The 20125-nt window shown below is 41.8% G+C and carries 22 protein-coding genes; 13 read left to right on the top strand and 9 right to left on the bottom strand.

Annotated features, from left to right (window positions below; genetic code table 11):
* Positions 1 to 68: 68 nt before the first annotated feature.
* Complete coding sequence (locus tag KJK34_RS12245) at positions 69 to 551, bottom strand: hypothetical protein (protein ID WP_223054175.1); 483 nt, start codon at positions 549 to 551, stop codon at positions 69 to 71.
* 113 nt (positions 552 to 664) lie between these two features.
* Positions 665 to 1384: a hypothetical protein gene (locus tag KJK34_RS12240; protein WP_223054174.1), complete on the bottom strand. Its 720-nt coding sequence runs from the start codon at positions 1382 to 1384 to the stop codon at positions 665 to 667.
* A 225-nt stretch (positions 1385 to 1609) separates the two neighbouring features.
* On the opposite strand from KJK34_RS12240, the gene KJK34_RS12235 reads away from it, so the two are divergent.
* From KJK34_RS12235 to KJK34_RS12205, 7 genes are all read left to right on the top strand, one after another.
* Positions 1610 to 2008, top strand: a complete 399-nt coding sequence (locus tag KJK34_RS12235; protein ID WP_223054173.1) for an OB-fold protein — start codon at positions 1610 to 1612, stop codon at positions 2006 to 2008.
* Between the two features lie 9 nt (positions 2009 to 2017).
* Positions 2018 to 2863 carry a DUF5777 family beta-barrel protein gene (locus KJK34_RS12230; protein WP_223054172.1) on the top strand — a complete coding sequence of 282 codons (846 nt, stop codon included), beginning with the start codon at positions 2018 to 2020 and terminating at the stop codon, positions 2861 to 2863.
* A 2-nt stretch (positions 2864 to 2865) separates the two neighbouring features.
* Entirely contained in the window at positions 2866 to 3222 is a 357-nt protein-coding gene (locus KJK34_RS12225) for a cytochrome c family protein (protein WP_223054171.1), read from the top strand.
* Between the two features lie 7 nt (positions 3223 to 3229).
* A complete protein-coding gene (locus KJK34_RS12220; protein WP_223054170.1) occupies positions 3230 to 3772 on the top strand; it encodes a YceI family protein in 543 nt (180 codons plus the stop codon).
* Between the two features lie 19 nt (positions 3773 to 3791).
* On the top strand, positions 3792 to 4316 hold the full coding sequence (locus KJK34_RS12215; protein WP_223054169.1) for an ankyrin repeat domain-containing protein: 525 nt from the start codon (positions 3792 to 3794) through the stop codon (positions 4314 to 4316).
* 4 nt (positions 4317 to 4320) lie between these two features.
* Positions 4321 to 6003 (top strand): Ig-like domain-containing protein, encoded by a 1683-nt coding sequence (locus KJK34_RS12210; RefSeq protein ID WP_223054168.1) that lies wholly within the window; start codon positions 4321 to 4323, stop codon positions 6001 to 6003.
* A gap of 124 nt (positions 6004 to 6127) precedes the next feature.
* Positions 6128 to 6610: a hypothetical protein gene (locus tag KJK34_RS12205; protein ID WP_223054167.1), complete on the top strand. Its 483-nt coding sequence runs from the start codon at positions 6128 to 6130 to the stop codon at positions 6608 to 6610.
* On the opposite strand, the gene KJK34_RS12200 is transcribed toward KJK34_RS12205, so the two are convergent.
* The 3 genes from KJK34_RS12200 to KJK34_RS12190 form a co-directional block, all read right to left on the bottom strand.
* Positions 6607 to 10023 (bottom strand): DUF8818 domain-containing protein, encoded by a 3417-nt coding sequence (locus tag KJK34_RS12200; protein ID WP_223054189.1) that lies wholly within the window; start codon positions 10021 to 10023, stop codon positions 6607 to 6609. The genes KJK34_RS12205 and KJK34_RS12200 overlap by 4 nt on opposite strands.
* A 65-nt stretch (positions 10024 to 10088) precedes the next feature.
* The gene (locus KJK34_RS12195; protein WP_223054166.1) at positions 10089 to 10646 is read right to left on the bottom strand and encodes a DUF4256 domain-containing protein; all 558 of its coding nucleotides are present in this window, start codon (positions 10644 to 10646) and stop codon (positions 10089 to 10091) included.
* A gap of 106 nt (positions 10647 to 10752) precedes the next feature.
* Positions 10753 to 11184: a tellurite resistance TerB family protein gene (locus KJK34_RS12190; protein ID WP_223054165.1), complete on the bottom strand. Its 432-nt coding sequence runs from the start codon at positions 11182 to 11184 to the stop codon at positions 10753 to 10755.
* Between the two features lie 158 nt (positions 11185 to 11342).
* On the opposite strand from KJK34_RS12190, the gene KJK34_RS12185 reads away from it, so the two are divergent.
* The 4 genes from KJK34_RS12185 (at position 11343) to KJK34_RS12170 (ending at position 15585) form a co-directional block, all read left to right on the top strand.
* On the top strand, positions 11343 to 11927 hold the full coding sequence (locus tag KJK34_RS12185; RefSeq protein ID WP_223054164.1) for a HupE/UreJ family protein: 585 nt from the start codon (positions 11343 to 11345) through the stop codon (positions 11925 to 11927).
* Between the two features lie 53 nt (positions 11928 to 11980).
* Complete coding sequence (locus KJK34_RS12180; RefSeq protein ID WP_223054163.1) at positions 11981 to 12418, top strand: deoxycytidylate deaminase; 438 nt, start codon at positions 11981 to 11983, stop codon at positions 12416 to 12418.
* Between the two features lies 1 nt (position 12419).
* Positions 12420 to 13991: a S41 family peptidase gene (locus KJK34_RS12175; protein WP_223054162.1), complete on the top strand. Its 1572-nt coding sequence runs from the start codon at positions 12420 to 12422 to the stop codon at positions 13989 to 13991.
* A gap of 121 nt (positions 13992 to 14112) precedes the next feature.
* The gene (locus KJK34_RS12170) at positions 14113 to 15585 is read left to right on the top strand and encodes a hypothetical protein (RefSeq protein ID WP_223054161.1); all 1473 of its coding nucleotides are present in this window, start codon (positions 14113 to 14115) and stop codon (positions 15583 to 15585) included.
* 31 nt (positions 15586 to 15616) lie between these two features.
* Here KJK34_RS12170 and KJK34_RS12165 read toward each other — a convergent pair whose 3' ends face one another.
* The 4 genes from KJK34_RS12165 to KJK34_RS12150 form a co-directional block, all read right to left on the bottom strand.
* A complete protein-coding gene (locus KJK34_RS12165; protein ID WP_223054160.1) occupies positions 15617 to 16576 on the bottom strand; it encodes a glycosyltransferase family 2 protein in 960 nt (319 codons plus the stop codon).
* Between the two features lie 133 nt (positions 16577 to 16709).
* Positions 16710 to 17318 carry an FAD-dependent oxidoreductase gene (locus KJK34_RS12160; protein WP_223054159.1) on the bottom strand — a complete coding sequence of 203 codons (609 nt, stop codon included), beginning with the start codon at positions 17316 to 17318 and terminating at the stop codon, positions 16710 to 16712.
* 4 nt (positions 17319 to 17322) lie between these two features.
* Complete coding sequence (locus KJK34_RS12155) at positions 17323 to 17520, bottom strand: hypothetical protein (RefSeq protein WP_223054158.1); 198 nt, start codon at positions 17518 to 17520, stop codon at positions 17323 to 17325.
* Positions 17521 to 17583: 63 nt separating this feature from the next.
* Positions 17584 to 18159 carry a MarC family protein gene (locus KJK34_RS12150; RefSeq protein ID WP_223054157.1) on the bottom strand — a complete coding sequence of 192 codons (576 nt, stop codon included), beginning with the start codon at positions 18157 to 18159 and terminating at the stop codon, positions 17584 to 17586.
* Between the two features lie 128 nt (positions 18160 to 18287).
* Here KJK34_RS12150 and KJK34_RS12145 point away from each other — a divergent pair, with 128 nt between their 5' ends.
* Positions 18288 to 18875, top strand: coding sequence for a DUF3109 family protein (locus tag KJK34_RS12145; protein WP_223054156.1), 588 nt, complete (start codon positions 18288 to 18290; stop codon positions 18873 to 18875).
* Positions 18876 to 19121: 246 nt separating this feature from the next.
* On the top strand, positions 19122 to 20099 hold the full coding sequence (locus KJK34_RS12140) for a ribonucleotide-diphosphate reductase subunit beta (protein WP_223054155.1): 978 nt from the start codon (positions 19122 to 19124) through the stop codon (positions 20097 to 20099).
* The last annotated feature ends 26 nt before the right edge of the window (positions 20100 to 20125 follow it).

The following is a 20125-nucleotide window of genomic DNA, read 5'->3' as shown; positions in this document are numbered from 1 at the left end:
AGAAGTCCTTATCTATATTTTTTTATAGAATGGTTATTTGTTCTTTGGTTTCATTCATAATAAATATTCTATCTAAGATTTAAGTCTTTATATAAAATTTCAGTTATATTTTCAATCTTATTACTCATTTCCTTAAAAGCAGGATTTGAAGTGTCTTCGTCAAATGACATTAAAGATTCAATATTATAAATGTCATATAATTCATCAATCAATTTTGTTAATGAATCTCTGCTTTTTTTATTAAGATATACTCTATTTGTATCTAAGCTCTCTTTTAACAGAACAGCTGTTTCTAAAGAATCTGTACTTTCAACTTTACCTGTATGAGGATAATTATCAATATTATATCCTTCTGAAATAACTTTATCTAAATGTATTTTATATCTAATTAGGATTTGATGTAATTCTTTAAAGGCTGGAATCTTATGTTGATAAAAATATTCTAATCTTTTTGAGCGATTAGAAAGTTTATTCATTATTAAACCAACAACAATTCCACTGACAAGAGGAGAAAATAAAGCAAGATATTTAAAAAGTTCAGAATTTTCCATGTTACTAATTTAACAAAAAAGCCATTTCAAAAAGAAGTGGCTTAGTTTATTGTACATAGAAGTTTTACTGATTAATATTTTTCTGATATTAAATGTGTTAAATAAATACCTCGTTATCGGTTATAATATTCGCTGTTCCAGATGGCATCATTAAAGTTTTTGCCTTTCCAAAAACAGTAATATAAAGCAATTCCGCAAACAGATTTAAAGGTAAATAAAAACGAGACCAGCACATACTGGCTCATGTTATCGCCATAAAACAGCCATTTCGCCGAAGCCCAGGTAAATAATATGGTTACCGCCGTAAGGAACAACAGCAGGCTACCAAAGTTTCGCATTGGCCTTACCATCATCTTCCGGAAAGGGCTTAAATCAGTACCCCACTTATATATAAGGTAATAGTAACCGTCGCCAATAGGTGCAAATAAAAGCGGGTCGTCATAATTTTTAAGGTGAAATTGTTTAGAGGGCGCCATGATCATAAAACCCTTCAGGTTGGTTTCGTGGGCTGCCTCCAGCCTTTTTATTTCCGTAACAGCCTCTTCCGGTATGGTATTTTTAAAAAGGTGGCTGCTTAAAAAGCGCAGGCGGTAATCAATACATATTTTACGTATCTGGCTTATATGGAAAATCCTTCCCGGCTCCAGTAGCCCCACGCTAAAATTGTTAAACACTGCATTACTGTCATCACCAAGCCTTGCTTTAATTTCTTCCCGTTTTTCTTCGTCGGCAGCAAGTATTTCGTTTACCTGCCTCATAAGGGCTTCTTCCTGCAGCATCTGCTCCCTTGCCTTAAGTAATTCCTGTATCAGGTTTTTTCTTTCAAACAGCATAATCAAGAAGTATTATTTTAACATGCATAAAGTTAGCTAATTATAAATAAACTTCGCATTGCACAATTCTTAAACTGCTGTTTTACAGATGTTAAAATTCGGGCAGATGCATGTCAGCAAATTCTCATTATAAAGCAGCAAATTCTCATCCAAACTATGCCTTTACCATTTCCTTTAAATACAGCTTATTATATAAATTACTTTTGTTAAAATAAGTTAAACCTCATGGCTAAGTACGGGAACAGGCGCGTTGTAATAGTAGTGATACTGCTGTTTATAATAACAGGGGGTTACTTATTGTATAACAATTACCTGTATAAAGATGCACGTAATATAGCGGGCGAGCAACCTGCCTTTACCGTAAATGCAACGCAACTGCTTGCAGAGTATCAGGAAGGCACCGGGGCGGCAACAGCCAAATACCTTAATAAGACACTTGCGGTGCAAGGAAAGGTTACCAGTGTAAACGACTCGCTGGTTATTATAGACTCGGCTGTTTTTTGCGCTTTTACAGGAATTAAAGAAGTATATGTAGATGAGACCATAACCGTTAAGGGGAGGTGCATAGGGTATGACGAAATTTTTGGTGAAGTAAAGCTTGACCAGTGTACGCTGACTAACTAACAACCGGATATGAGAAAAATGGTATTGCTGGCATGCCTGTCTTTTGCAATGGCTGCCACTGCACAGGAAGACCTGCTTAACGAACTTGACTCTGTACAGGTAGGCGATGAGGCCTATGCTACTGCAGCATTTAAAGGGCTGCAGATTGTAACGCTGCAAACCACAAAAATTCCTGCAAAGAATGAATTTTATTTTGTGGTATCGCATCGTTTTGGTACCGTTAAAGATGGTATATCAGAGTTCTTCGGGCTTGATATGGCAACAACAAAGCTTGGCGGGGTATATGGTATTACAGAATGGCTTTCTGTAAGCGCGTCAAGGCATACCATGCTCAAGGTTTACGAAACAGGTATTAAGTACAGGCTGGCAAGGCAGGGAAGCAGCTTTCCGTTAGAGATTGTAGGGTATAACACAGCAGGTATAAATACCTTTCTGGAAGAGGAAGATTACCCAAAGCTGGAGTTTGCCGACAGGCTTACTTACACCAGCCAGCTGTTAATATCACACAAGGTATCTGATAAGGTATCTTTAGAGCTTGTACCGACCTACATACACAAAAACCTTTATGACCCGGCAATTGAGAACGATAACCAATTTGCAGTTGGGGCAGGTGGCAGGGTAAAGCTAACCAAAAGGCTGTCGCTAAATATGGAGTATGTGTATAACGCCGATAAACCCGATTTTTATGTTAACCCGCTTTCGGTAGGGCTGGATATAGAAACCGGAGGGCATATATTCCAATTGCTGTTTACCAACTCTCAGGCCATGACAGAGAGCGGTTATATAACCAATGCAGCAGGCGACTGGGGCGATGGCGATTTTTTCTTTGGGTTTAACTTATACAGGGTATTTTAAAGATGAAAAAATATTTAGCAATACTGGCGGTCGCCATGTTTGGCGTTGGCTGCGAAACCAACACCTATGAAGATTTGCTTGATGAGGAAGTGCCTTCGGGTGCTATAACCTATAATGCCAATGTAAAAAGCATAATAGACGCCAACTGTGCAAGCTGCCATTCGCAGGGAGGTACAGCTTCATTCCGCCTGCTTACCAATTATGCTGAGGTTAAGGCGGCAGTAGAAAACGCAGGCCTGCTGGACCGCATACAGAGGCAGAACGGGGAGCCGGGACTTATGCCGCAAACCGGAAGAATGCCGCAGGACAAGATAAATACAATACTGGAGTGGAACACACAGGGTCTTCCCGAAAATTAATTGTATTATGAAAAAGAATATCATACTGTTGTTTTTACTTATGCCGGTTGTGTTTTACGGGCAAAAATTCAGCACACGCACTGGCACAGTAAAGTTTGAGGCAACGGTGCCCTCATTTGAAGAGGTTGCCGCACAAAATAAATCGGTTTCGGCAGCTCTTGATGCTTCCGGGGGAGAAGTAGCCGTACTGGCCCTTATGAAAGGGTTCCGGTTCAAGGTTGCGCTGATGGAGGAGCATTTTAATGAAAGCTATGCTGAAACCGATAAATTTCCTAAAGCCACCTTTAAAGGAAAAATTGAAGGGCTGGACATTACCAAGCTAAATGCAACCGGGCAGGTTTTTACAATTACGGGCGACCTTACACTGCACGGCAAGACTAAAAAGATAACCGACAGGGTGGTAGTAACACGTTCCGGCAATACCATTACCATTACAGGCAGCTTTAAAGTTAAGCCTGCCGATTTTGGTATAGAGATACCAAAAGTGGTAAGCAGCAAAATTGCAGAAACAGTAACAATAGAATATAACCTGCCGCTTAACAAACAGTAACCAACTTATTAAAATAAACATGAAGAAAATTACACTTATATTACTGCTGATAACCGCATTTTGCCATGCGCAGCAAAAAGCTGAGAAAGATGTTTTTGACACGGCCCGCTATGGCACCCTTGCCGATATGCAAAAGCTGCATGCCGCCGATAAAGATATTATTAATGCCATTAGCCCAATGGGTTTTACACCGCTTATACTTGCCTGCTACAGGGGCAATAATGAAGTAGCCGAATATCTTGCAAAAAATGTAAAGAACATAAACCAGACAAGTGATAATGGTACTGCCCTTGCCGCAGTGGCTGTAAAAGGCAACACCGCGCTTGCCAAAATACTGCTGGAAAACAAGGCCGATCCTAATATTGCAGATACAATGGGCATTACGCCATTAATCTACGCAATACAGTTTGAAAATAAAGAACTTGTAGAGCTGCTGCTGAAATATAAAGCCAGTAAAACAGTAAAAGACAAAGAAGGCAAAACCCCTATGGATTATGCCGTATTTACCAATAACAACGATATTATTAACCTCTTAAAAAAATAAGCTCATGAAAAAACTATTACTCTGCCTTCTCGTCCTTGCATCCGGTACAGGGCTTTGGGCACAATCTAAAACTACCGGTACGGTTACCCTTACTACGGGCATGACAGCCAAGATGGATCTTAACAGTGCGACCAATACTGTAACCCTTACTTTTACAGGCCCTTCTGACAGGTGGTTTGCGCTGCAGTTCGGCTCCTTCACATCAAGTCAGGGTATGGCAAGCGGCCAGGACCTTGTTTATGCCACCAATACCGGACTGGTAGATGCAGTAATGAATGGTTCAGGCAACACGCCTTCTACAGATACCAATAACTGGACAGTAAGCTCTAATACCGTTGCCGGCGGTACGCGTACAATCGTTGCCACACGTGCATTTACAGGCGGTACGGGCGATTTTAACTTTACTTACAGTATGACTGATATCGACTTTGCCTGGGCAAGAGGAAATGGGGCCGGATATAGTCTTGCTTATCATGGTGGTTTCAGGGGCTTTCAGTTGAACAGGACATTTACCTGTATAGCACCTGATGCTCCAACAGCCGCTGCTCAATCTTTCTGTACAGGCGCAACTGTTGCCTCTTTACAGGCTACAGGTGCTGCAGGAGCCGAGTTTAACTGGTACAGCACACCATCCGGTGGCACAGAACTGGCTGCCGGTACTGCACTCACTACGGGCAATTATTATGTGTCTCAAACTGTTGATGCCTGCGAAAGTACACGTACAACAGTTGCTGTAACCGTTAACAGTGCTAATGCACAGGTAATGATGGATGTTACAGCCTGCAACAGCTACAGCCTGCCTGCATTACAGCCTAACAACACTTACTACACAGGGCCTGGCGCTACAGGAAATATGCTTACAGCAGGCGATGTTATAACATCAACACAGCTTATTTACATTTATGCACAATCGGGTACTACACCAAACTGTACTGCAGAGAGCAGCTTTACGGTAGTAATAAATACAGTTGCGGCTCCTACAGCCAATGCAAATCAGGTATTTTGTGCAGGGGCTACAGTTGCCAACCTCGAAGCTACAGGCATGGCGGGGGCATCATTTATATGGTATCCTGTTGCAACAGGCGGAACACCGCTTTCAGAAACAACAGTGCTTGCCACGGGTACTTATTTTGCTGCACAGGCTGTAACAGGCTGCGAAAGTACTGCCAGGGCACAGGTTAATGTTACCGTTAATGCCCTTCCTGCTGCCCCTACAGGTGCTGCAACACAGGAATTTGAAGCAGGCGATACTATTGCCGATCTTATAATTACTACAGAAAACGGAGCAGCTATAACATGGTATGTTATGGATGCAGGTATGCAACTTGTTGAGGTTGGTACCGATACGGCACTGCAGGACGGCGGACAATATTATGTTACCCAAACTATAAATGACTGTGAGAGCGATCCTTTGATGATTACCGCAGTAGATAACCTTAATGTAGCGGGTGTAGATAACAAAGCATTTGTTATATATCCTAACCCTGCAGCTGATGTTATAAATGTTTCAGGTAAAACTGCCATTAGCAAAATCACGATAACTAATATGCTTGGGCAGGAACTGCTTAACGTGACTCCGGGAGCTGATGCAGCAACAGTAGATGTTTCTGCACTACAGTCAGGAAATTATCTTGTAAGGGTTCATTCAGGCGAAACCGTTTCCTCTTATAAGATAATCAAAAAGTAATAACTTTTTATAAGTCTTTAAAAGCTCCCCTGTCAGGGGAGCTTTTTGCTTATATTTCTTACAGATATATAAAAAGGTATGATATTTGGATGAAGAAGCTTAAATTGCGAAAAATTTTAACTTTATGAAGCTTATAATGTTATGCATCTTGTTTTTAACAGGTATTTCGGTACCGGAATTAAGGACCCTGCGCGAGAACTATGTCAGTGCAGCCCAGTCTGAAGAAGATGCCAACAGCTTCCATAATTCGTTAAGTAATATTGAGAGCACCAATACTACCCTGATGGCTTATAAGGCAGCCTCTATTGTACTGCTCGCAAAGTATGAAAGCGGCCTTATTACCAAAACAAAGCTGTTTAACCGTGGTACATCATTACTTGAGGAGACCATAAAAAAGGATCCTGATGATTATGAAGCAAGGCTTATACGCCTTAACATTCAGGATAACGTGCCGTGGATAACAGGTTATAAAGATAATATTGATATTGACAAGGCATTTCTTATAAAGAACTACAATAAACAACCCGCCGACCTTAAGGCTTTTACCAAAAAGTACATAAAACAATCGGGTGCATTTTCAGATAAAGAAAAGCAGTATTTTAATTAAAAATACGCCCGCAATTGCACGCTGCCGGTGTGTATTGCTTTTGCTGTTTCGCTTTTGCGCCCCTGGTAATTGATATTCACATCAAGGAAAGAGGTTAGGTTTTTTTGCAGGAGCAGCCTCCAAGTAAGGTTTTCACCTGCCTGCAGCCCTTCAAGCATCTGGAAGGCAGCGGGGCTTAACTGGTTGCCCGTAAAATCATTTTTGTAGTAGGAGAATTCGCCACTTACGGTAAACTGCTTTTCAGAGGCATAGTTAAATGATGTACCCAACCTTTGCTGGTAAAGCGTTTCGGCATCGCTTATGCGGTTCTCTTTACTTTCATATTCATAGAAGACATCCCAGCTGGCATTGCGTGAGAAGATATATGATACTTTTGGCCCCGCAAGGTAGCTTTCAATTTCATAGTTACGGCTGCCATAGTTTTCAGAATACGTTTCGGTATTAATAGTTTGCCCGTTAAGGCTGAAGAGCCATGTTTGCTTTAAAAGGTGGGCATACTGCAACTGATGCGAGCTGCTTATATTTTCCTGCGAACCTACCGTAAGCAGGTTTTTAGCACGGCTTTTTATAAATGTGTATATAACCGAATGATCCTGCTTGCCGCGGTTGTAAAAAAGGCTGTTGCGTATGCTCGAGGTAATGCCAAGCAGGTTTTTTTCTGCCGAAGAAAAAGGGTTCAGGTCAAAATTACCGCCGCTGCGCTCTATCTTGCGGTCTATCAGGTATGAGGACTGGTTGTAAAAATAGGAGAGGAATTTTTTGAATCCGGTTTCATTCTGCCACTGGTTGGGGTTCAGTGTCAGCGATTGTGAGAATTTATTCTGGTGGGTCCGCACAAATATCTGGTTTGGCAAAAACACGCGTACATATTTAGCCTGGTCAGGGAATGGTGCTATTTCAAATTCCTGAAGTTCCTGTATGCCGTTGTCGTTATAATCGTTCCACATATACACACCCTGTCCCGGTTCAACTTCTATATAGGTAAACTCCTGCTGCGCTATAGTACCCGATGTGGTTTCGTAGGCTGTAGTAACCTGCACAAGCTGGTCCCAGTAGCGGTCGTTATACAATATGCGTGAGTTTAGTGATGGCTCATCTTTAATGGCAGGATCTTCAAAAGTAAGGTTACGGTAATTGGCGAAAACAGTAAGGTCGCTTTTCTCTGTTTGAATAAGCCTTGATTTAAGATAGTAGGAGTGGGAGGTATTTACCTTTTTAAGCAGCCCGCCCACAAGGCTGTCGTTAGCGCGCTGCAGGTAGCCCAGCTCAACATATACCCGCGTACTGTCGCCACGCCCCACAAAAGCGCCAAACTCGCTAAAACGCTGGCTAAGCTGCGATAGCTGGTCTGTGGCTTTAAGCTTTTCACGGTTATCTTCAAGCCTAACAGAGCCGCCTGCCCAGTTTTTGCCGAAATGATACTTAGCACGTGTTTCATTCCGTATAAAGGTAGATTTTGCATAGTCGCCATCGCTTTCCAGCCAGCTTCCCTGCTGCTGTACCAGTAATTTGTTGTAATTGTATATACCGTCAACCACATGGCGTGTACCACTAAAAGTGCCTGAAAAGCTAAGGTGTTCAGCCTGATAATTTAGCTGCCCCCTTTGCGGCAGCCTGAAGGTTGTGCCGGCTATCAGGTAGTTTTGGTTGGTATTTGTGGTGGTAATGCCTAACAGGTTCCAGTCACGGTTAAATTCTATATTAAAGAGCCTCTCTATAGTCCTGAAATCTTTCTGCACAAACTGGTAAGATGCAAATGCATCGGCTTCCCATTTGCCGGTATAAAGCCTTTGTTTTGCATTAAGCCTGCCCGCATAACCCTGGTTGTCATCATCATCAATAGGGGAGTACAGGTTGAGGTCGTTGTTACTTATTGCAGTTTCAAAATCTACCAGGGTTTTCTCATCAGGGTTATATTTGCCCATCACTGTGGCTATTTGCAGCTTTACAGGTGGGGTTAACCGTATGATTGGCTCATAATTGCCCTGTGGCACACCGTTTACAGGCGGCACATATTCATAGATTCGGCCTACTGCCGCAGCATTAGAGAGAATGTAATTACCATTGTTATTCCCTACAAGGCTAAACCTCACATTATACAGCTCTTCATCAGGATTGTTTGAGAATTCAAAAACTTCTGCGCCGTTTACAATAACTTTGCGGTACAAGATCTTGTTTTCAGAATAGCTGTCAACATAAGCAGAAGGCGCTGTCATTAGCCCTGTATCATCTCCTGCATCCTGTAGTATGGCTACCTGTTCTTCCGAAAGGTTTTGCTGTAAGGGTTGATTTTTTACATCATTTTCTGAATATACATAACCGCCTATGCTCCAGTCTTCGCGTTCGTGGGTTATGCCGCCATAGGCAACAAAACGGGTATAGGTGCGCTCGCTGTACTGGTATTCTACATTAATACGCATTTCTGATGTTATGGGGAACAAAGGCGTAAAGATGATCTCCCCGGCATTATAATCAATAATGTAGTCGTTGCTTTCGCCTCTTTCCAGCAATATACCGTTCACGAAAACCCTTTCCGAACCTGATATGATTAGCACATACAGCTCTTCATTAGGCCCGCGCAGCTTATAAGGCCCCTGGTTGCCTTCCTGTCCGGTAAAGGTGCTGCGGGCATACTGCCCCCGCACCAGTGCCGCTGCCGTAGATATGGTTGTGCGGGAGCTGGTGTCACCAAAAGCAAAGGTTGTGGAAAGCCCCTGTACTTTTTTACTGAAATTCATAAACCGCGACTGCCTGTTTTCGAGGAAAAGGTCGCCTGCACGGATGTTCCAGTTATCGCTGAACATTTCTATGAAAATCTGGTCGAATTCATCCAGCTTTTGGGAGTAGCCGCCTTCCTGCAGCGGGATGTTGCTGTCCTGTATAGAGGCGCGAAGGCTGACTTTATCTGAAAGCTTTCCTGTTATCTGTAAATCAAGATTAGAGTTTACTACAGCATTCTGGTTATTACCCACTGTAATACCGCGCGTAATACTACCTGATGTATTAAGACCCTCAAAAGGCCTGAAGGTTTTGATGCTTCCGGCGCCTACAGAATAGCGCCTGCCTTCGGCAGCATCATTAGCTACAACAGCAGTATTGTCATAAATGCTGTATTTTTTTGTAAGGTAATCTGGGTAGCTCAGGTATCGCATGGTAAGCGTGTCGGTACTGCGGTAGCCATTTTTAAACACCAGGATGCTGTTGCGAAAGTCAACCGAATAGTAGCTGGTATCAATATCTTTGCCCTGCTTGTCCTGCAACTTAAAAAATACCTTATTGATGCTCACGCTGTCAATCCTGATGGTGTCTCGCTCGGCAGTAATAAGGCGTTTTTTGTAGGGCGTAACTATTTCCTGCGCATAACCTGCGGAAAAACAGCACATAAAAATAAGTAACAGCCCTCTTTTAAACATCACTACTCTATAACTCTAAAAAGGCAAAAGTAGTGTATTGCGGTTTAATTACTTAAAGGCTGTGCTTAAACGCTAAGGCAACCCCTGAAACCTCTGGCAGCGTAGTAAGAATCGGCGCCGTTGTGGTAAGTAAAAACGTGGTTGTAGCGCCTGTCACCAAATATTGCCCCGCCATATTTGCGGATAGCATCAGGGGTAAGCAGCCAGCTTGATGTTTTGGTGTCAAAAGCGCCTAATTGCTGAAGTTGTGCATACTGTGCTTCTGTAAGCAGGATAATGCCCATAGCTGCCGCTGCCTCCATGGCATTATTAGAAGGCTTGTTCTGTTTGCGTGCGTCCATTGCGGCGCGGTCATAACAGTAGCTGCGCCTTCCTGACGGACTTTCAGCTGAGCAGTCAAAAAAGATATAGTTACCTGATGCAGTATCAAATTCTACAACATCGGGTTCGCCGCCGGTTTCTTCCATCTGTTGCAGGCTCCACAATTTTGAGGTATTTGCTTTTAGCTTCGCTTCCACATCATTCCATTTGATTCCGTTATGGCGGTTCATGTTATCTTCAAAACGCTTCTTTAAAGTGTTGAGTAGGTTTTCTGACTGCTGTTCTGTTAATGCTTTTTTCATAGTAATTATAGTGTGAATAGTTACTGCAAGTTATAGAATTACACCTAAAAATAGTAAAGCCCTTAAAAGATTTTAAGGGCTTTACTAAAAATATATCGTAATCTAATTACTTGTTCATGTGCTGCATTTCATACACAAAAGTCTCGCTGTCGGTACCCATTACAATAAGCGAAAGGGCTTTGTCAACAATATATTTTACGTTGCCCGGTGTAAAGCCCAGTGCAAGCGCAAATCGTGTAAGTATCTCTTTTTGCTTTGGCCCCAAAACGTGGTCGGCATATACCATGCGCGAAAGGTCATACAAACGTTCAAGCCTTTGCACATAAAGATAAGGCGGGTTAATCGGGTAGCGCAGCGGGTTTTCAAGGATTTCCTTATATTCTTCTTCCGAAATTTCAAGCTGCTTGGCAAGCTTATCCAAAAACAATTTTTCTTCGGTGCTAATGTGTCCGTTTTCTAACGCAACCCTCACAATTGCCGAAAAATGGCCTTTGTTCCTTTCCTTAAAACCGCTGTCAAATAAATCTGAAATAGACATAATGTTACATGTTATTTAGTAGGGGCAAATATATATTATAAATTTTCTGTTAAAAACAAATTTTTAAACATTTTGATTAGCAATTCTGTAATTCTGAAAGTGTTAATAAAAAGTTAATATTTTTAACTTATGTTTGCCAACCGATACCTCCCCAACGAATGGATGAATTTTTACGGTACTTTACCTGTGGCTTTCGCCACGTGCTGGATTTTCACGGCATAGATCAATTTTTATTTATTGTTATACTTATTGTCCCTTACACCCATAAACACTGGCGTACCATAGTATTGCTGCTCACACTTTTTACTTTGGGGAATACTATGGCACTTATTATGGCATTTTACATCAATATAAAAGCCAATGTAATTATTACCGAAATGCTGATGGAGTGCCTGATACTTTCGGCTGCGGTTTATAATTTTATCAAAGCGCGACACAACCCCCAGGAAGAAAGGATACCTGTAGTGGGTGGCGGCACCTTGCTTTTTGGAATATTGCACGGTTTGGGGTTATACAGCCACTTAAAGCCGGAGCTTAAAAATACCGCAAGAGAAAAGCTTTTCCCTTTACTGGAATTTTCATTAGGACTGGAGTCTGCCCATATATTACTTACAGGTTGTGTGCTGCTGCTTGCTTATGCCCTTCATCATTTTTTTAACCTCTCTAAACGCGACTGGATATTTATAACTTCTTCTTTTGTTGCAGGCGTTGTGGTGCCTATGATGTTTAACAATAAATTCTAGCCCGTATCGTTTTTACCTGCTAATCGCTTACCTTTGTGTTGCAGTGTAAACGTATGGAAATAAAAGAAGAAAAACTCAATAAATATGACAAGGCCTATTTGCGCATTGCCCGCGAATGGAGCCGCCTGTCTTACTGTAACCGCAGAAAAGTTGGCGCAATTATTGTAAAAGACAGAATGATAATATCTGATGGTTATAACGGCACACCATCGGGTTTTGAAAATTGTTGTGAAGATACCGAAGGCCTAACCAAATGGTATGTGCTGCATGCCGAGGCCAATGCTATACTTAAAGTTGCCCGTTCAACACAATCTTGCGAAGGCGCAACGCTTTATATTACCATGTCGCCCTGCAAAGACTGCAGCAAGCTTATACACCAGTCAGGCATTAAGCGCGTGGTTTACCAGGACGATTATAAAGACAACTCCGGGATAGCTTTCCTGGAGCGGGCAGGGGTTATTGTGGATTGCGTGCCGCACCTTGACGAATAATATGAATATTAAAAAAGCATACCTGCCTGTTTTGCTGGCAGTTTTTATGGCAATAGGCCTGCTGCTGGGCAGTTTCCTTAACTTCCCTTCAGAAAAGCGCGGACTTATATCAGGCTCTAATAAAAGCAAGCTTAACAAGCTGATGGATTTTATTGAGAGCGAATATATTGACGATGTGGATGCCGACTCTATTGTTGACCTTACCGTTAACAGCATCCTCGAAAAACTCGATCCCCATTCTGTATATATCGACAAAAGCGAAATGGAAGAAGTGGCTCAGAGTATGAAGGGCGACTTTGTGGGCATTGGTGTAAACTTTTATATGTACAAAGATTCGGTAGCGGTAATAAAGCCCATACCGGGCGGCCCGTCTGAAAAGGCAGGCATAAAGGCAGGCGACCGTATTTTATATGCTAATAATGATAAGCTTTACGGCAGGAAGCTGCCAAACGACAGCCTTTTCTCTAAGCTGAAAGGCGCCGAAGGCTCTAAAATAACCTTAACAGTTTATCGCAAGAGCGAAAACAAGAAGTTTAAGGTTGCCGTAACGCGCGATGTGGTGCCCATTAAAAGTGTGGATGCGGCCGTCATGGCAAACCCAACAACGGGTTATATAAAGATTAACCGCTTTGCCGAAACTACTTATGATGAGTTTAAGGAATCACTAAAAAAGCTTAAGGCAGAAGGTGCTAAAGCACTTATAATAGACCTTAGGGATAATGGCGGCGGTTACCTTGAAAAAGCTGTTGAAATTGCTGATGACCTGCTGAAAGACGATTTGGTTATTGTTAAGACCAAAAATAAAAAAGAGCGTGAAGATATTACCTATGCCACCGGTGGCGGCCTATTTGAAAATGGTAAGGTATATGTGCTGATAAACGAAAACAGTGCCTCGGCCAGTGAGATACTTGCAGGTGCCATACAGGATAACGACAGGGGGACTATTGTAGGCAGGCGCTCTTTTGGCAAGGGGCTGGTGCAGCGCGAAATGCCATTGGGCGACGGCAGTGCGGTAAGGCTTACTGTGGCACGCTATTACACCCCATCCGGGCGCTCGATACAGCGCAGCTATGCCAACGGTGGTGATGCCTACTTTAATGAATTTGAGAAGCGTTTTGAGAATGGTGAGCTTTATGCAGCCGACAGTATAAAAATTGCCGATACACTAAAATTTAAAACCCTGAAAGGGCGTACCGTTTATGGCGGTGGCGGTATTATTCCTGATGTCTTTGTGCCGCTTGAAGGGGAGCATGGCGATGAAGCCGTTTTGATGATAATGCAGAGCGGTGTAGTCAGCTATTTTGTATTTGAGCAGCTTGACGGTAACCGCAAAGAGTTTAGTGGCTTAAATGTACAACAACTTACAGATAAGGTTATCAATACTGATAAGTATTATACTATTTTCGGTAAATACCTTTCGGAGAACGGGCTGATATTGCCGCTTGCAAAATACAAGCAAAAAGTAAAATATTACCTCGCAGCAGAGTTTGCAAGGCAACTGGTTGGTGACAAGGCGTATTACCAAATGCTGCTTAAAGAGGATAAGATGGTTAAAGCAGTCCTAAAAAAATAATCATGGACAAAAAGCGGTAGCCTGCCCAAAATACATTTGTGATGTAATTAATGTAAAAAAGTTACATTTGCCTGCTGTAATGCTTTTGATTTCTACAATCATTAGTGTGTTATATCTGATAATGAAACCAATATACATTAAAATTATCTACATTGCTATTGCGTTAGTCCTGCTTGGCGACCTTGTTTTTTCGTATAAGCAATATGATCGAAGTGGAGTAGACGGCGATTTCCCCCGTATTGTTCTTGGGCAGGACAATTATGATAAAGTACTGAATGATCCTTTAGGCATCTCTACATTCAGTGGTGAAAGTTACCCCGGCACTAACAGGTATACTGCACACAAGTTAATGTCAGTATATTTTAAGCACGTGCCGTTTTTCTTTCAGAATTTTTTATCTCCCATAGACAGCTTATACTTAAGCATCACCCTCGCAAAGTTTGCAATACATTTAATGCTTTTGCTTCTTTTCGGAGCTTATATAAATGCATGGTTTCGGTGGGCAAAATGGAAAAGCTACCTTATATCGGCGGCGATAATAAGTCCGTTGTTTATTGGTGGTTCAGTATATACAGAACACCTTCAGGTGCTAGATCCGTGTATTACTTATGCTATGTTTTATCCGTTGCCCCTGGCGGCATTACTGGCTTATTACCTGCCTTTTTATAAATATTATATAACCGGAAACATTTCTAAATCGCCATCATTTATTGTGCTATGGATACTCTTTGCCCTTGGCCTGGTTTTCTTTGGGCCTTTGCCGGCCGCTTTACTTCTTACATCCAGTCCGCTACTTGCAATCGGTTTATTGTGGAGGGCGTATGGAAAGCTTCCTGCGGGCTCTGGAAGAATTGTGAATGTACTTAAAGAGTTAGACCGTACTATAGTTATCTTGCTCGGTTTTGCATTTGTATTTGCGCTGTATTCTTTTTATGTTGGTACAAAGAATAGTGAAAGTGCTGACCCCATGGCTTTAAAAGAGCGCTTTCTGCTTTTGTTTAAGGGTATTCAGGAAGTATTCTTTAATAAAGAACATGGAGTGGCTTACTTGTTTTTGGCAACAGTTATAAATGTGTTATTGCTTGCATATCTATATGGCAAAGAAAATAAGGTTTTTCTATATCTGGTGGCAGGATTGGCAGTATTCAGCTTAATGTATATTTTCCTGCTGCCGCTTGGCGGCTACAGATATTACAGGCCATTAATCTTAAGACGTGATACTACGCTTCCGGTACTTTTCATTCTGTTTTATGTATTCACTACATCGGGCTTGTTGCTTTTACGAAGATGCCCTGGTAAATTTAAAGCATATCCTTTTGTTTTCATTACGATTGTAGTTTTACATTTTGGAATTACAGATATCTCAATGCCTGGATATTATAACAGAAAAGAACAAAAACCACTTATGGAAGATGTGGCGGCTTCAAAAGAAGACTGTGTTGTATTAAATCATACAGTACCCATTGCAAGTTGGAACTTTAATGTAAAATGTGAAGAAAGTGAAAATGTGGCAAATTTTTTATTGTTTTATCGTATAACACCACGAAAAATATATGTGCGGTATAAAGATGATTATAAAGAGCCTGTAAAGTAACAGTACATTATACAACAGGAAAGCGGAATAATTATTCCGCTTTCCTGTCTATTATATAGCGAGGTCGTTGTTTTACTTCAGCATAAATTTTTCCGATGTACTCGCCTATTATACCGAAACAGAAAAGCTGTATACCGCCTAAAAAATACATGGGCAGCACTGTAGATACCCATCCGGGAACAGTATGGCCGGCAAACAATGATAGTAATGCATAGGCACTCATGCCCAGGCAGGCTACAAAAATAACGAAGCCTATAATACTTACCAGTTTTAGCGGATAATTACTGAATGAGGTTATGCCATTCCATGCAAATGACATCATTTTTTTAAGGGGATATTTTGAATCGCCCGCAAAGCGCTCAAGGCGGTCATAATATACCGTTTCCCTGCTGTATCCTATAGAAGGTATGATTCCGCGCAAAAACAGGTTTACCTCTGTATAGCCTGAAAGCGCAGCAATAACTCTTTTACTGCACAGCCTGAAATCGGCATGGTTATGTACCAGGTTCACTTTCATTTTCTTGGCGAATTTGTAAAACATCAGGGCAGTGTTGCGTTTAAAAGCGGTATCGGTAGTGCGCTCGCGGCGCACACCATATACTACATCTGCACCCTTAACAAACTTGTCAATCATCTCAGGTATAGCATTAATATCGTCCTGCAGGTCGGCATCTATGGATATAAGCGCGTCAGCTTCGTTATTAAAAGTCAGCAGGCCTGCAAGAAGTGCATTTTGGTGGCCTACATTCCCCGCAAGCTTAAGCCCTTTTACAAGCGGATATTGTTGTACAAGTGTTTCGGTAATATCCCACGTTTTATCGCGGCTGCCGTCATCTACAAAAACAATAAAGCTTTCGGCTGAAACAGTATTCTGCTCTATAAGCCCTGTAAGTAGAGTGTTGAGTTGCGCTGCTGTTTCGGGCAGGACCTCCTGCTCATTATAGCAGGGTGATACTATCCCTATTACAGGCTTTTGGATTGCGGTATTCATTAGTTGTTTGGTAACGTAGGGTTATTCATGATTTAATGGCGCAATTTACTTAAATTATTGAAGGTTTAATGGCTCTCAAAACAAAAACAGCAACCGGTTATGGTTGCTGTATGTTAGCGATACTGATATTAATTCAGCTTCTTGTGCTGTCGTGGTATTGTGCGGGTATTCCGCCATTCCATTCGGTGAGTATATCTGTGGCTACGGCTGCGCCGCTACCCGCCGCAACGGCTACCTGGCTGCGCCACCCTGCAAGTGTGCCCGCTACATATATGCCTTCATCTACTTTATGGTCTGTATTTGTTAACTGAATGCGGTTCTTTTCCGGCAGTGCTTTAGGGTGCGGGGCTACATACTGCATAAGCCCTTCTATACTAAATGTAGGTGCAGAGCCTACTGCTACAACAATTGTTTTGGCAGTATAGGTGTTTTTATTGGTAGTAACATTAAAATTACCGGCATTGCCCTCAATGCGCATCACCTTTTCTTTGTCGATTTGCTGTACCTGTGGGTATTGCTGTGCCAGGTGCTGCAGGCTTTCCTCCATAAGGTCTTTACCGAGCTTGCCCGGCGTTATGCCATAAGCATTATAAAAAACGGCATCCTGCAGGGCAGATGCCTTCTGGTGGGTTAGTAGTGCTATTTTTTTATCGGCTGCATAGGGCTTAACCTGTGCTGAGCCTAATATTAAAGCGCAGGAAACGCCCGAAGCGCCCCCGCCAATAATAAGTACGTCGAACATAATTTTAACTGCGTGTTTTTTCTTCTATGCTTTTTGCCATCCTGAAGATGATAAGTATGCATACTGCGCAAAGTGATGCGATGATTCCTATAAGGGCTATAAGGCTGTTGCCCTGAAAAGGGTTGCTAAAGTCAAGCAGGGTTATATTGAATATTATAAGCCCCATTGCAATAGCTATTAGCGTATAAATAAAATATTTCATTGCAATTCTATCTTTAATTTATCTATCTCTTTGAGATTCAGTACAAAATTAAGTTATGTAACACTAAAGAAATAATTGTTTAACATTAGCTGCGAATAATTTAACAGCTATGGCAAGCAGTACCACGCCAAATACTTTCCTGATGACTCCCAGCCCGTTAACCCCTAAAAACTTCTCTATTTTAGCCGATGATTTCAGCACGGCATATACCACAATAACGTTTATAATTATTGCGGTAATGATATTTATCTTTTCATATTCGGCACGTAACGACAATATGGTTGTCATAGTACCCGCACCGGCTATAAGCGGGAACGCAATAGGTACTATAGAGGCTGTGCTCGGGTTTTCATCTTTATACAGACGAATGCCCAGTATCATTTCCAGTGCCAGGAAAAACAACACAAAAGAGCCCGCTACGGCAAAAGAGTTAGCATCTATGCCGATAAGCTTCAGAATTTCTTCCCCGACAAACAGGAAAGCTATCATAATAATCATTGCTACGACAGAAGCTTTTTCCGACTGTATGTGGCCCAGCTTTGTGCGCAGGTCAACTATAATAGGTATGCTGCCCATTATATCAATTACCGCAAAAAGTACCATGCTTACCGTGAAGACTTCTTTCCAGTCAAATGCCATACCCTTATCCGCTTAGTTTCAGGCTGCAAAATTACCTTATAAATCTGTCGCGACAAGCAAAATTCTTAATTTTTTACAGGATTAGGCTTACGCGTTTTATATATATATGCTTTCATTATCTTTGCAGCATGTTTCAACTGGGTAAAACTATTGTCTCTGAAGACATACTTGAAAAGGAATTTGTATGCAATTTAACGGCATGCAAAGGGGGCTGCTGTATAGACGGCGATGCCGGCGCACCCCTTAATGAAGAGGAAACCAAAATACTGGAGCAGGTTTACCCTGTGGTAAAACCATTTTTGCGTAAAGAAGGTATTGCCGCAATAGAGGCGCAGGGCACATGGGTTGTGGGTACCGATGGCGACCTTGAAACCCCGCTTATAGATAACAAAGACTGCGCTTATGTAATTTTTGATGGTAAAACTGCACTTTGCGGCATCGAGCAGGCTTACAACCAGGGGCTTATTTCTTGGAAAAAACCGGTTAGCTGCCATTTATACCCGGTAAGGGTTAAGGACTTTTCTGAGTTTTCGGCGGTAAATTATGACCGCTGGGATATTTGCAGCCCTGCCTGTTCGCTTGGGAAGGAGCTGGAAGTTCCGGTATATAAATTTGTGCGCGAGGCGCTCATCCGCCGCTTTGGCGAAGACTGGTATGCCGAGCTTGAAAAAGTGGCGGAAGAACTCAAGGCGCAACCCCTTAAAAGGCGCCGTTAGCCCGCATAAAAACTACACTTTAGGCCTTGTTTAACGGCTAAAATTCCGTAAATTTATATTTTGCAATAGCTTAATTTTCAGGTTATTGTAATGTTTCGTTATTATTGCCGCAATATTAAAGCGTTGTTAAAAACTATTGCCGATTGTGAATAAGTTTGGCTTTCATTTTCTGTCTCAAATACCAATCTTTGTACTATCCCTTACACGAAAAATCATTTTTTATAATACTATAAAAGTCAAAATATTATGTCTGCAACAGAGCCGATCTTACAGGAAAATAAAAACAGGTTTGTAATATTCCCCATTAAGCACCACGATATATGGGACTGGTACAAAAAAATGGAAGCCAGTTTCTGGACGGCTGAGGAAATAGACCTGCATCAGGACCTGAATGACTGGAACAACAAGCTGAATGATGATGAGAAATATTTTATAAAGCACATCCTTGCTTTTTTTGCGGCATCTGACGGTATAGTGAACGAAAACCTTGCAGAGAATTTTGTAAACGAGGTACAGTATGCCGAAGCCAAATTCTTTTACGGCTTCCAGATCATGATGGAGAACATCCACAGCGAAACCTATTCGCTGCTGATAGATACCTATGTGAAGGATGAAGCCGAAAAAGACAAGCTATTCCGTGCTATAGAGGTGTTCCCTGCCATTATGAAGAAAGCGGAGTGGGCACTTAAATGGATAGAAAGCGAATCATTCGCCGAAAGGTTGATAGCGTTTGCAGCAGTAGAGGGTATTTTCTTTTCTGGTGCATTCTGCTCTATTTTCTGGCTTAAAAAGCGAGGGCTTATGCCGGGGCTAACCTTCTCTAATGAACTTATTTCGAGGGATGAGGGTATGCACTGCGACTTTGCCGTGCACCTGCACAACAACCATCTTGTAAACAAGGTTCCTAAAGACAGGATTAAAGAAATTATTATAGATGCGCTTAACATTGAGCGCGAGTTTATAACAGAGTCGTTACCGGTAAGCCTTATTGGTATGAACGCTACCCTGATGACGCAGTACCTTGAGTTTGTAACCGACAGGCTTTTGGTGGAGCTGGGCTGCGAAAGGCAGTACAACGTGGGCAACCCGTTCGATTTTATGGATATGATTTCATTGCAGGGTAAAACCAACTTCTTTGAAAAAAGGGTTTCAGAATACCAGAAAGCAGGCGTTATAAACAAAGATACCGATTCGCAGAAAATTAGCTTTGATGCCGATTTCTAAAAAATAATAAAGAATACAATCAGTAA

This window comes from Flavobacterium coralii, from assembly GCF_019891545.1.
GTDB lineage: Bacteria > Bacteroidota > Bacteroidia > Flavobacteriales > Flavobacteriaceae > Flavobacterium > Flavobacterium coralii.
The sequence above is the reverse complement of the archived record's forward strand: the minus strand, read 5'-3'. Positions and strand labels throughout refer to the sequence as shown.